Annotated in this window: 12 protein-coding genes and 1 pseudogene; 7 read left to right on the top strand and 6 right to left on the bottom strand. The window is 56.6% G+C overall.

The window, feature by feature from the left end; all coding sequences use genetic code 11:
* Together AC1DXW_RS30050 and AC1DXW_RS30045 are read right to left on the bottom strand one after the other, a co-directional pair.
* Nucleotides 1–301: hypothetical protein (locus AC1DXW_RS30050; RefSeq protein WP_477760840.1), on the bottom strand; the 301-nt coding region annotated here is incomplete at its 3' end.
* A 75-nt stretch (nt 302–376) separates the two neighbouring features.
* Entirely contained in the window at nt 377–817 is a 441-nt protein-coding gene (locus tag AC1DXW_RS30045; RefSeq protein ID WP_477756921.1) for a DoxX family protein, read from the bottom strand.
* Nucleotides 818–1,012: 195 nt separating this feature from the next.
* Between AC1DXW_RS30045 and AC1DXW_RS30040 the strand changes: the two genes are divergently transcribed.
* Nucleotides 1,013–1,930: a LysR family transcriptional regulator gene (locus AC1DXW_RS30040; RefSeq protein WP_477760839.1), complete on the top strand. Its 918-nt coding sequence runs from the start codon at nt 1,013–1,015 to the stop codon at nt 1,928–1,930.
* 17 nt (nt 1,931–1,947) lie between these two features.
* On the opposite strand, the gene AC1DXW_RS30035 is transcribed toward AC1DXW_RS30040, so the two are convergent.
* The gene (locus AC1DXW_RS30035) at nt 1,948–2,406 is read right to left on the bottom strand and encodes a winged helix-turn-helix transcriptional regulator (RefSeq protein ID WP_477755266.1); all 459 of its coding nucleotides are present in this window, start codon (nt 2,404–2,406) and stop codon (nt 1,948–1,950) included.
* 135 nt (nt 2,407–2,541) lie between these two features.
* Between AC1DXW_RS30035 and AC1DXW_RS30030 the strand changes: the two genes are divergently transcribed.
* Together AC1DXW_RS30030 and AC1DXW_RS30025 are read left to right on the top strand one after the other, a co-directional pair.
* Entirely contained in the window at nt 2,542–3,774 is a 1,233-nt protein-coding gene (locus tag AC1DXW_RS30030) for an MFS transporter (RefSeq protein WP_477760838.1), read from the top strand.
* A 459-nt stretch (nt 3,775–4,233) separates the two neighbouring features.
* The gene (locus AC1DXW_RS30025) at nt 4,234–4,863 is read left to right on the top strand and encodes a LysE family translocator (protein ID WP_477755264.1); all 630 of its coding nucleotides are present in this window, start codon (nt 4,234–4,236) and stop codon (nt 4,861–4,863) included.
* Between the two features lie 20 nt (nt 4,864–4,883).
* Here AC1DXW_RS30025 and AC1DXW_RS30020 read toward each other — a convergent pair.
* Together AC1DXW_RS30020 and AC1DXW_RS30015 are read right to left on the bottom strand one after the other, a co-directional pair.
* Nucleotides 4,884–5,228 (bottom strand): annotated as a pseudogene (locus AC1DXW_RS30020) (helix-turn-helix domain-containing protein); the annotation flags it as partial.
* 468 nt (nt 5,229–5,696) lie between these two features.
* Nucleotides 5,697–6,338, bottom strand: coding sequence for a LysE family translocator (locus AC1DXW_RS30015; RefSeq protein ID WP_223458943.1), 642 nt, complete (start codon nt 6,336–6,338; stop codon nt 5,697–5,699).
* Nucleotides 6,339–6,526: 188 nt separating this feature from the next.
* On the opposite strand from AC1DXW_RS30015, the gene AC1DXW_RS30010 reads away from it, so the two are divergent.
* The gene (locus AC1DXW_RS30010; RefSeq protein ID WP_477755263.1) at nt 6,527–7,267 is read left to right on the top strand and encodes an NAD-dependent epimerase/dehydratase family protein; all 741 of its coding nucleotides are present in this window, start codon (nt 6,527–6,529) and stop codon (nt 7,265–7,267) included.
* Nucleotides 7,268–7,397: 130 nt separating this feature from the next.
* On the opposite strand, the gene AC1DXW_RS30005 is transcribed toward AC1DXW_RS30010, so the two are convergent.
* Nucleotides 7,398–8,312: a LysR family transcriptional regulator gene (locus tag AC1DXW_RS30005; protein WP_477755262.1), complete on the bottom strand. Its 915-nt coding sequence runs from the start codon at nt 8,310–8,312 to the stop codon at nt 7,398–7,400.
* Between the two features lie 235 nt (nt 8,313–8,547).
* On the opposite strand from AC1DXW_RS30005, the gene AC1DXW_RS30000 reads away from it, so the two are divergent.
* From AC1DXW_RS30000 to AC1DXW_RS29990, 3 genes are read left to right on the top strand one after another with little or no spacing between them, the layout of a single operon-like run.
* Nucleotides 8,548–9,723, top strand: a complete 1,176-nt coding sequence (locus AC1DXW_RS30000; protein ID WP_477755261.1) for a M20 aminoacylase family protein — start codon at nt 8,548–8,550, stop codon at nt 9,721–9,723.
* 46 nt (nt 9,724–9,769) lie between these two features.
* On the top strand, nt 9,770–10,549 hold the full coding sequence (locus AC1DXW_RS29995) for an ABC transporter substrate-binding protein (protein WP_477755260.1): 780 nt from the start codon (nt 9,770–9,772) through the stop codon (nt 10,547–10,549).
* Nucleotides 10,550–10,559: 10 nt separating this feature from the next.
* Nucleotides 10,560–11,420 (top strand): phytanoyl-CoA dioxygenase family protein, encoded by an 861-nt coding sequence (locus AC1DXW_RS29990; protein WP_477755259.1) that lies wholly within the window; start codon nt 10,560–10,562, stop codon nt 11,418–11,420.
* The last annotated feature ends 252 nt before the right edge of the window (nt 11,421–11,672 follow it).

The raw sequence follows: 11,672 nt of genomic DNA, 5'->3' as shown, positions 1-11,672 counted from the left end.
CCACCGCAGCGATGGTCGATAACGATAACGCGTGTGGACCGGATAAACGCGGCGTACTTGAGTCCATCGCCGGCAAGCCGGCTCCTACAGTTCCCCGGGAAGTCACTTCATTTTCGACCAGGACGCGGTCTGTTGTAGGAGCTGGCTTGCCAGCGAAGGTCGTTAACGATAACGCGTATTTTCTGTTTAAACGCGGCGGTCTTGAGTCCATCGCGAGCAAGCTCGCTCCTACAGTTTCCCGGAATTCCGTGAAGAACCAAACTTCAGGACTGCCGTATTTGTACAAACATATGGCATTCATGGAGGTCTCGACTTTTGAAAAGGAAGGGAGAAAAGCATTGCGCTGCGAGGGACCAGCCTTCGCAGCGCGGGGGGATCAACGACGGCGCGCGTCGAGGCTGAAGCGACCGGCACCAAAGGCCACGACCTGCAGCAGGCCACCGGCCATCGCGATGTTCTTGAAGAAGTGGATGAACTGGTTCTGATCGCCCAGTGCGTTATGGAACGCCAGTGCGGTAAACACGCTGAACACTGCCAGGACGGCGGCAACGGTGCGGGTGCGATAACCAGCGATCAATGCCAGGCCACCGCCGATCTCGACAATGATCGCCAGCGCCAGCGCCAATTGTGGAAGCGGAAGCCCGACCGAGCTGATGTAGCCAACCATCATCGCGGGAGCGGCCAGTTTCGAGAAACCGGAAAGGATGAAGATTGCGCTGAGCAGTACGCGGCCGATCAACGATGCCGAGGATTGGGTCACGTCGGAACGGCTTTGTTCAGAGGCGGTTGTTTGAGCGATGTTTGCCGAAGTCGTCATGGGGTATTTCCTTGAATTGGGTGCGATTCGACAAGAACCGCCCGGGTGAGGAAATATTGCTCTTCGTCAGCTAATCTGAATAGCCGACTAATTTAGATCATTAGATTCGATAAATTAGAAAAGCAGACCTACGTAACCGGCAAAGGAGTTCAATCGTGCAACTTGCCAAGCGACGTCTGATTCAAGGAAACAGACATGATCTCTGACCCGGGCACACCGACACTGGACCAACTGCGCGTGTTCCTGACGGTCGTGGAAGTCGGCAGTTTTGCGGCGGCGGCCAGAAAACTGCACCGCGCCACTTCGGTCATCAGCTACTCGATCGCCAACCTTGAAATGCAGCTCGGTGTGTCGCTATTCGACCGCCAGACAACCCGCAAACCCCGGCTCACCGATGCCGGTCGCACCGTGTTGGCCGAAGCCAGGACCATTGCCAACGGCATCCATGGACTACGCGCCAAGGTCAAAGGCTTGCTTCAGGGGCTCGAAGCCGAAGTCCACGTGGTGCTCGATGTCATGCTGCCCCCCGAACGCGTGGTGGATGCACTCAAATCCTTTCGCGAAGAGTTCCCTACGGTTGCCCTGCACTTGCATATGGAAGCGCTCGGCGCCGTCACCGACCTGGTGATCAACGGTGGCGCGATCATCGGCGTCAGTGGCCCGATGAACGAGGGCATCGACGGTATCGAAAGAATTGGCGTCGGCAGCGTCGAATTGATTCCGGTGGCGGCGCCGAATCATCCACTGGCATCAAGCGATGTGAATGTTCCGGGCGCCGGGCGAGAGTTCACGCAACTGGTGCTGTCCGACCGCTCGCTGCTGACCAAGGACAAGGATTTCGCCGTCCTCAGTAACCGCACCTGGCGCCTGGCGGACCTGGGCGCCAAGCACATGCTGCTGCGTGAAGGTATTGGCTGGGGGAACATGCCCCGTCCGATGGTCGAGGAAGACCTGCAGGCCGGTCGGCTGGTACGTCTGAACTTGCCGGAATACCAGAGCGGGATTTATGCCTTTGACGTCATTTACCGCACGGATCTGCCACCGGGACCGGCCGCGAGATGGCTGATTGAGCGATTCATTCGACAAAGCTCAGCGCAGGAGGCATCCGCTTGAGGGTGTCACTTGTCGATTCACGACTCGTCGGCGACCACTCTCACTCTGTGGCAATCGGACGGCCCAAGTTTTTGACCGCTCGAGGAGCGAACTTCAATCGGCATCAGGGACTGGCCGAACGTATTGTCCAACAACACAGAACGCGTCTCTTCCCGCGTGAACAGGAAACGCTCGCCCCACTGCCTCATGCTGACCACAACCGGAAAGATCTCCTGGCCTTTCTCCGTCAGGACGTACTCCTTGTAGGCACTGCCATCCGAAGCAGGTTGAACGTCGAATACACCGACCTCAACCAGGGTTTTCAGGCGCGATGCCAGGATGTTTTTGGCCACCCCCAGGCTTTTCTGGAATTCGCTGAATCGGCGAATGCCGTCAAACGCATCGCGAATGATCATGAGCGACCATCGATCCCCAATGGCTTCCAGTGTTCGTGCTACCGGACATTCGCTGCTGTGCGATGAAGCGTCTTCGACCATCGTGTTTACCTTTTGGATAAGGGCTGCCAAGCCTGTCGTTCAATTTTGAGCAATGTGGTTGCAATTTGAAACCTGATTCAGTAACAATGGAATCCGGTTTTTAATTGAAACCAGTTTAACGCCACGGAGGCTCATGTGACAGCAGATGCCGACTCAGCCACCCAGCCTTTCGTCACGCAGGCTTCGGGGCTTTCTCCGTCACTCACGTTTTTATTTTCGGTCACCTGCGCGCTGGCAGTCGCCAACGTTTATTTCGCACAACCCTTACTCGACTCAATGGCTCAGAGCCTGGGTGTGGCCTCATCCATGATCGGCTTTGTAGTGACGGCTACCCAGGTCGGTTACGCGCTGGGGTTGCTGTTCATCGTCCCGCTGGGTGACTTGTTAAACCGTAAAGGGCTGATTCTGACTCAAGTGCTGCTGTCGGCGATTGCGCTGGCGGGGGTCGGCGCAGCACAGCAATGGTTGACCCTGTTGGGGGCCATGATCGTTGTGGGTTTGCTGGCAGTGATGGTTCAAGTGCTGGTGGCCTATACCGCCGTGCTGGCAACGCCGTCACAACGTGGCCAGGCCGTGGGAACCGTCACCAGTGGCATTGTCCTGGGCATACTTCTGGCGCGATTCACCTCCGGGCTGATCGCCGATCTGGCGGGCTGGCGCGCCGTGTATTTCGTTTCCTCGGGATTGATGCTGACCCTCGCGGCAGTGTTCTGGAAAGTCTTGCCTCCCGCAGTGACGCCACGCAGTCGATACACCTACCCGGCACTCATCCGGTCGCTCTTCACGCTGTTCATGACCGAACCGGTCTTGCGCATCAGGGGCCTGCTGGCCTTGCTGATCTTTGCCGCTTTTTCCGTGCTCTGGACATCCATGGTGCTGCCGTTGAGCGCCCCGCCGCTGTCGCTTTCACACACGGTCATCGGCCTGTTTGGCCTGGCTGGCGTCGCCGGTGCCCTGGCTGCCAGAAGATCCGGTCGCTGGGCCGATCAAGGTATGGGGCAACGCGTTACGGGCATTTCGCTGGCGATCCTGACGCTGTCCTGGTTGCCCATCGCCTTTGCACAGTCGTCACTGATCGCCCTGGTTTGCGGGGTGCTTTTGCTCGACTTCGCGGTGCAAGCCGTACACGTCACCAACCAGAGCCTGATTTTCGCGGCACGACCCGACGCGCAAAGTCGCATGGTCGGTGCCTACATGTGCTTTTACTCGGTGGGCAGTGCACTGGGCGCTGCCGCCGCGACGCAGGTTTATGCGCTATGGGKCTGGATAGCCGTCAGCCTGCTGGGCGCCTCGATCAGCGCGACAGCCCTGGTGCTGTGGTTTTTTACGTTGCAATTGTCAACGATCCATCAAGGAAGATCCGTATGAAAACCCGACACCTATTGCTCGCCATTTCGATGACGGCCATATGGCGCGTGAATTTCTCGGCGATCAAACTGGGACTCGCCACTGTCGTCTTGGCGTCGGTTTGTACGAACAACGCGCCCTCAATGCAGTGCTCAAGCGTTTTGAGCGATGCCCGTCGTGACAGCAGCACGATCTGGAGACCTTCCGGGCACGGCTCAAGCGTGGGGTGTTTTCCGCGCTCAAGCTTTCGCCATTAGCTCACACGATTTGGATGACGGTCAGCTATGTGGCGGTTGCAGCGCTTCTCGTCAGGCAGAAATCGGCCAGAAGCGGCCATTCGCACCTGCTTTACCGTGCCGTCTAGCAGATTACTTTTCCCTCTCCAAACCAGACTGTTGCGGCCAAATCCATCCGCACTGTATCTGCTCCTGCCTATCTACTACTGGTTAGCATGACTCCTCACTCACGGACTTATGCCCTATGCCGGATACCACTGACCTTTATCTGTTCATTGTTGCCGCCTTGCTGTTGTTGATCGTTCCTGGCCCTAACATGGCCATCGTCAGCAGCCATGCTGTTGCTCATGGATGGCGCGCCGGCCTCGCCGCTGCGCTAGGAATAACCCTGGCTGACGTGCTGATGACCATCATGGTTAGCGCAGGCCTCGGTGCGTTAGTGATGAGTTGGGCGCCGGCGTTTGACTTGCTGCGCTGGGCCGGCGCTGGTTATCTGATGTGGCTGGCGTGGCAGGCATTGAAGACTCCTTCTACGGATACTCAGTCTCAAGCTACACAGGCCTCGATGAGAAAGATCTTTGCCCAAGCCACGCTCAACAGCTTGTTAAACCCCAAGGCGCTGTTGTTTTTCATGGTGTTTCTGCCGCAGTTCGTCACCGCAGGTACCGGTACTGTCACCTCGCAATTGATGTTCTTGGGGTTATTGCTTGCACTTATCGCATTGATCTTTCATGCCCTACTCGGATTTTGTGCCGGACAGCTGCATATGCGCCTTCGCGAAGGCATGATCTCCAAACGCCTGGGAGCCTATAGCTTCGCTGCGGTTATGACAGCGCTGGCGGCACGTTTGCTTCTACTTAATCGACCACTTTAAAAGGAGCGAGACATATCGGCTTAACGCAATTGCCGGGGTGTTGCGTTAAGCATTTTTTTCATCAATCGCCGCAAAGATGTGGTATCCCGGTATCCGACGCGTTCGGCAATGGTATCGACCGAGTATTTACTGTTTGCCAGCAGCTCCCGGGCTTTATTGGCCTGGACACGCTGGATCAGCCGCAACGGGCTGTAGCCGGTAGCCTTGTGTATGTGTCGAGACAACGTTCGCTCTGACAAGCCAAAGTCGAATGCGAGTGTACTGACGTTGATGGTCGCCGGTAGTGAGGCTTCGATATGAGCCGTCAGCTTTGCGATCAATTCATTTCCCTGAGCCATCATTGCCGGAACCATGAAGGGCGATTGTCGATCATCCTTGATGAAGTCAACGACGGCTTATGGGGAGCCAACGGAGCAATCTGGTATTTGGCCGATTTCACTCAGGCGGCCGGGTACCGACATCTGCAGGGACTGACGGGGAAGTAAGGCAGCAAAGATCCATTGGCTTGTACGACATGCAGAGCGCTAGCTCGAGTGGCAGCGTTGGGGCACTTTCTGACGGTCGTCGTGACAGGCAGCACAGCCAAAAGCGGTCACTCGTGAATGCTCCAGGACGCGAATCTAATCAGTGGCGAGTAAACCGGTCGCCACTGAACGGAATGGCTACTCCGTAATTTCAACCTTATCCAACACCCGATTCACCGATACTTTCCGGTAAAGGGCTTCCCCCATGATGCGCCGTTTAATCTTCCTCGAAGCGCTTACTGGGTAGGTTCGTACAGAGTTTCACAGTCCCCGGCCTTCCTGTTACCGGAGTTACAAGCCCGACTCCCCTTACGCCGCCTGCCGCCGCATGGTCAGAATGGCAGCACCGAAACCGATGAATGTCGACCCCACCACCCGGCTAACCCAGCGGGACAGCGCAGGCCGGGTCAGCACACCCTTGGCCCGCGAGGCGAGCGCGGCATAGAGGCTCAGGGACGACACCGACAATGCCATGAAGATCGAGGTGAGGATCAGAAATTGCGGCAGCAATGCCGTGCTCTGATCGATGAACTGCGGAAACAACGCGGTGAAGAACATCGTCGCCTTGGGGTTGGTCACCGCCGTCAGGAAGGCCGATTTGTACAGCTTGGAGCGAGTCGGCCGGCTTTTCTTCAAGTTATCCTGAATCCCGTCCGGGAGCATCGGGCCCTTTTTGAACAATTGTCTGATGCCCAGGTAGAACAAATAACCGGCACCGATGAATTTCACCGCATTGAACAACCATTCGGAACTGGCGAGCAGCGCCCCCAGCCCCAGCATGGCAGCGGACGACAGGCAGAACAGGCCACTGGCGTTGCCGAGCGATGACCATATGGCGCTGCGCTGCCCATGGGCCAGGCTATTGTTGATCGCCATCAAGGTCGCAGGCCCTGGGCTGGCGATAGCAATCGCGGCGACCAAGGTAAAAGTCAGAATCGAGTGAGAATCCATTTTCAAAGCTCGTGGTGGTGAGGGCTGGCATATTACAGGAGCGAGCGGGACAACGAGTTAAGTGGTGCTCGGTTTCCCAGGCGGTAATTGGATTGAAAGCGCTCCTTGCCCACCGACAGCTATTGTGGATTCAGCCCCTTCGTAACGCTGGGAAGCTACAGTGACGTTTACCATAAGGACATGCTGAAATGAACGCGCGAAAAATTTTAGTCACAGGTGCTGCGGGCCGAATCGGCAGCGCTTTTTGGAAAGCGCACTACGATAAATCAGATTTGCGTTTAGCCGACATGGATGTATCAACACTTCCGCAATCGGCACAACGTTTCGCTCTCGACATCAGCGTTCAAGCCAGTTGCCTTGAAGCTTGCGAAGGCATACATACAGTGATTCATCTAGCTGCTGACCCTCGCCCAGACGCCGATTTCATGACCTCCCTGCTCCCTGTGAATATTGTGGGCACCTACAACATGCTATTCGCCGCAAAGGCTCAAGGCTGCGAGCGCTTTATATTTGCGAGCAGCGCTCAGGCTATCGAAGGTTATCCAGAGGATGTCCAGATACATGAATGTATGGCACCTAAGCCAGGCAATCTATACGGGGTCAGCAAAGCGTTCGGGGAAGCGCTGGCTTCGATGTATGCAAACGATGGTCAAATGACAACAATCGCAGTCCGTATTGCAAACGTAGCTATATTTCACCAAGGGGAAAACCACAGTCACAGGGATGTAGCTGCTTTTATTAGTATCAGGGATGTTGTCGCACTACTTAGAAATTGCGTCGAGGCCGAGCTGAGCGGATTTCATGTTATCCACGGGGTCTCAGATAACAGATATAAGCGACTTTCTATCGAGAAGACCAGAAAAGTTGTGGGGTACGCCCCCCTTGATGATGGATTTGAGATTCTGGAAGGACACGCTCAACCTGACTGAGCACCAGTAACTTCCTCTTCAACTGACTACGTCAAGAACGGCCAACTGATCTGGCAGGAGTTGGCCAGGAACAGGCAGTGACGTATGACCATGAAACCAGTGACGTTCCACTCAGTTTCGATAACAGCTCTCAGACCAACAAATCGACGGTCTGCAACATGCGCCGATAAGGAGATTGCGCATGCCCCATCTCCAGGTGAATGGTTTCGATCAGACACTCCAGAAACCGCTCGGCCGCCGGCCGCAGGGGCTGCCCGCTTCGGCTGATGGCGCCAACCGAGGCACTGCCGACCGGCTCGCGCAGAGGCAAGGCGCACAAGCCTTCGCGCTGAGCACATATCTCCACCAGCGGCCAGGGAAAGATGCTTAACATGTCGGTTTCACGCAGCAAGCTCAAGATGATCGAGAGCGAATGGGCGAAATGCACATGCCCCTGCGTCGAAATCGTTCCATCTTGTTGCGAGGCCAGTATCCAGTCAGCCGACGCCAGATCCTCCATGGTCCTGCTGTTCGACAACGGGTGTTGCTGACGGGCCACCACCGCACAATCAGCCGTGAACAGCGGCAGATAGGTCAGGTCGGTGCTGGAAAACCGGGTATCAAGCCGTCCGATAAACAGATCGACGCTCGCATCCCGCAGCAGCGGACACGCGACCGATGAAAGCCCCTCATACAATTCAAGTTGTACCTTTGGAAACAGCTGGCGAAAACGCACGACGGATTTTGGCATGAGCGTCATCGCCAACCAGGGTGTCACGGCAACCGACAAGCACCCCTCCAGTTCCCCCTTGCAATCAGGCAATACCTGACGGGCGCTGACCATCTGTGCCACCAGCAGACGTGCCTGAATCAACAACTTTTTGCCGAGCTCGGTAAACACAATCCCTGAGGTATTACGGATCAGCAATTGTGTGGCGGTGTCTGCCTCCAGCTTCTGGATGGCCTTGGTGACCGCTGCCGGCGAAGTGTCGAGCCTTTTTGCAGCGCCGCGGATGCTGCCCGCGTCGGCCACCGCCACGAGTGCATTGAGTTGATAGAACTTCATAGTGTCCGCCGGTGTTAACCCTGGGTTGCCTTGTTCACTTTCGATTGCCTGTCAGCTGCTGCCTTGGCCCACTACTCTCGGACCAACACCACCTGGGCTTCGAACCTCACCAAAAGACCGTACCAGAAAAAGCCCCGGCACTTTGATGAAACGCATGATGCCGTAAGCCATCGTCGATTGTGGCCCTTGCGACAGATTGGTTTCTCCTCTTGGTCACCAAGGAAAAACACTGCCAATGACACAGTCCATCACGCTGTTAAAAGAGATTGAGCAGGAAATGCGCGAACTGCGCCACCAGATCCATGCCAACCCTGAACTCGGTTATCAGGAGGTCGAGACTAGTGAGCTGGTAGCCGAACGATTGATCAAATGGGGTTATGACGTGACGCGCGGCTTCGCCGAAACCGCGGTCATCGCCACGCTGAAAAAAGGCACCGGTTCGCGTGTGATCGGCATACGGGCTGACATGGACGCACTGCCTATTCTGGAAAAAACCGGGCTCCCCTACGCAAGCCGGATACCGGGCAAGATGCACGCGTGTGGCCATGACGGGCATACGGTCATGCTCCTCGCCGCCGCCTACGCCCTCGCCCATGGCCATCCGTTCGATGGCACCGTCCGCCTGATTTTCCAGCCGGCCGAAGAAGGTCTGGCCGGCGCCCGACGAATGATTCAGGAAGGCGTGCTGCAACAGTTCCCCTGCGATGCAGTGTTCGCTGCACACAACATGCCAGGCTACCCTGTCGGAAAACTCGGGTTCCGAGCCGGCCCCTTCATGGCCTCCGCCGACCAGGTCAATGTCACGATTCACGGAAAAGGCGGTCATGGCGCGATGCCGCATCTGAGCGTCGACCCCGTGGTGGTCTGCGCAAGCATCATCATGGCCTTGCAGACAATCGTCTCGCGCAACACTTCACCTCAGGAAATGAGCGTTATCACCGTCGGGGCCATTAACGCAGGCAAGGCGTCCAACGTGATCCCGGACAGCGCGCACATGCTGATTTCCGTCCGCTCACTGAACAACGCCGTCCGGGACCGCCTGGAGCGCCAGATAAAACACCTCATTCACGCCCAGGCGCAGGCATTCGGCGCGACCGCCGACATCGACTACAGTGCCGACTACCCGTTGCTGGTGAATGACGAAGAAATGACCCGGTTTGCCAGTCAGGTGGCCATCGACTGGCTCGGTGAGGACGAGGTGATGAACGACATCGTGCCCTTCAATGGCAGCGAGGATTTCGCCTACTTCCTGCAGCAATGCCCTGGCAGCTATCTGATCATCGGCAATGGCGACGGTGAAAAGAGCTGCATGGCTCACGACCCTCGCTACGACTTCAATGACGACATCCTGATTCGGGGCGCTGGCTATTGGGTCAAGTTGACTGAGGCCTTCTTGCCACTCAACGCTTGAGCAAAGACCTGCCAAAACGTGAAAACCAATAAAAAATGAGGTCATCATGCAACTACGCAAATTTCAATACATCACTCTGCTGTTCGGGCTGATCATCACCCCGCTATCGCAGGCAGAACCGGTGATCAGATTCGGCGTCGACCCTAGCTACCCGCCTTTCGAGCAAAAGCAGCCAGATGGCTCATTGAGTGGTTTTGATATCGATCTGGGCAATGCCCTTTGTGCCGAGTTGCGGGTCAAGTGTATTTGGGTCGAGCAGACCTTCGACAGCATGATCCCGGCGTTAAAGGCGAAAAAATTTGACGCCATCCTGTCTGCATTCAGCGCCACCGAGCCACGTCGCCAGCAGGTCGATTTCAGCCACAAAATCTACACCGCGCCGTCTTCTCTCGTTGCCAGAAAAGACTCCGGATTGCTGCCGACGGCAGAATCATTGAAGGGCAAGTCGGTTGGGGTGGTTCAAGGCTCGCTGCATGAGAGCTATGCCAAGTCGCAATGGGGCCACCAAGGCGTCAATATCCTTACCTACCAAACCCAGGACCAGGTGTTTTCAGACCTCATCACCGGACGCCTGGATGCATCGTTCCAGGCCTCGGTACAAGCCGACATCGGATTACTGCAAAAGCCTCAGGGCCAGGGCTTTGCCTTCGCCGGTGAGCCCATCACCGACAAAAGCATCATTGGCGATGGCGTCGCTATCGGTGTCCGAAAAAACGAGCCTGATCTCAGAGAGCAGCTGAACACGGCCATTGCCAGCATTCGCCAATCAGGCCAATACGACCAGATCGCGAAGCAGTACTTCAACTTCGATATTTACGGCGAATGAGGCAATCCCCATGAACGAAATGACGCAACGCGGTGAATCTCGTTTTGCCATCCCCGTCAGCGACGAGACTGTACGTGCCTTTCAAACCGATGGTGCAGTGTGCATCCGTAATGCGTTTACTGCGCAGCAAATCAGCGAACTAACGCTGGGCATCGAGCGCAACCTTGCCCATCCCAGCCCTCGCGCAAAAGTGGCGAGCTGCCCTACGGACCCGGGATGGTTCTTCGAGGACTTTTGTAACTGGCAAGAGAATGCACACTATCGCGACTTCATCTTCAACTCCGCCATCGCCCCCATCGCGGCCGCCCTGCTGAACAGCCAACGGGTGCGCCTGCACCATGATCACTTGCTGGTGAAAGAGCCCAATACGCGCCAACGCACACCTTGGCACCAGGACCAGCCTTACTACAACATCACGGGGTCGGACACCGTGAGTTTCTGGATTCCAGTTGACCCCGTGCCCAGGGAATCGACCCTCGAGTTCATCGCCGGCTCACACAAAGGCCCCTGGTTGATGCCTCGGTCCTTCATGGACAGCCAGGCCAAATGGTTTTCCGAGGGAACATTGGGCGAGCTACCGGATATTGAAAGCCATCGCGAGGACTTTCCCATTCTCGGATGGACGTTGTCGCCGGGGGACATGGTGTGTTTCAACATGTTGACCTTGCATGCCTCTGCTGGCGTGGGCGGGCATAACCGTCGCCGCGCGTTTTCAGTGAGGGTCATAGGCGATGACGTGCGGCATGCGCCGAGACCTTGGGCCACCTCCCCCGACTTTCCTGGGCTTAAAGATGCTCTGGCATCAGATGTACCTATGGAGCACGAGCTTTTTCCGACACTCTGGCATCGAGAAAGCAGAATGTCCGAGTGATACGTCGAGATGGCGACCTTACGGCCGACCATTTTCTTCCTAGTGTACATATTCATTGCTGCGGTAACGGCCACTTAGGGTTCCGCCCTTACGGCGGGTCACTTGGAAGAGCGGAACGCCGCCCGGCCCCAAGTAACCAAGGGCTCTTGCCCCTGACGTTCGGTGCCTCGCCTAGGCTCGGCATGCCCTCGCTCCGGTCCTGCTCCGTGGGCCCGCCGCGATCGGCCATCCATGGCCCAGAGTGTGTAAAAA

This window comes from Pseudomonas sp. P4_C4 (assembly GCF_056402055.1).
Note: the sequence above shows the minus strand (reverse complement) of the source record. Positions and strands in the feature narration are given on the sequence as shown.

Coding starts and splice junctions, on each gene's coding strand:
- AC1DXW_RS30010 (WP_477755263.1), top strand. CDS start 6,527: ATGAACGCGCGAAAAATTTTAGTCACAGGTGCTGCGGGCCGAATCGGC.
- AC1DXW_RS29990 (WP_477755259.1), top strand. CDS start 10,560: ATGAACGAAATGACGCAACGCGGTGAATCTCGTTTTGCCATCCCCGTC.
- AC1DXW_RS30025 (WP_477755264.1), top strand. CDS start 4,234: ATGCCGGATACCACTGACCTTTATCTGTTCATTGTTGCCGCCTTGCTG.
- AC1DXW_RS30045 (WP_477756921.1), bottom strand. CDS start 817: ATGACGACTTCGGCAAACATCGCTCAAACAACCGCCTCTGAACAAAGC.
- AC1DXW_RS30005 (WP_477755262.1), bottom strand. CDS start 8,312: ATGAAGTTCTATCAACTCAATGCACTCGTGGCGGTGGCCGACGCGGGC.
- AC1DXW_RS30000 (WP_477755261.1), top strand. CDS start 8,548: ATGACACAGTCCATCACGCTGTTAAAAGAGATTGAGCAGGAAATGCGC.
- AC1DXW_RS29995 (WP_477755260.1), top strand. CDS start 9,770: ATGCAACTACGCAAATTTCAATACATCACTCTGCTGTTCGGGCTGATC.
- AC1DXW_RS30040 (WP_477760839.1), top strand. CDS start 1,013: ATGATCTCTGACCCGGGCACACCGACACTGGACCAACTGCGCGTGTTC.
- AC1DXW_RS30035 (WP_477755266.1), bottom strand. CDS start 2,406: ATGGTCGAAGACGCTTCATCGCACAGCAGCGAATGTCCGGTAGCACGA.
- AC1DXW_RS30015 (WP_223458943.1), bottom strand. CDS start 6,338: ATGGATTCTCACTCGATTCTGACTTTTACCTTGGTCGCCGCGATTGCT.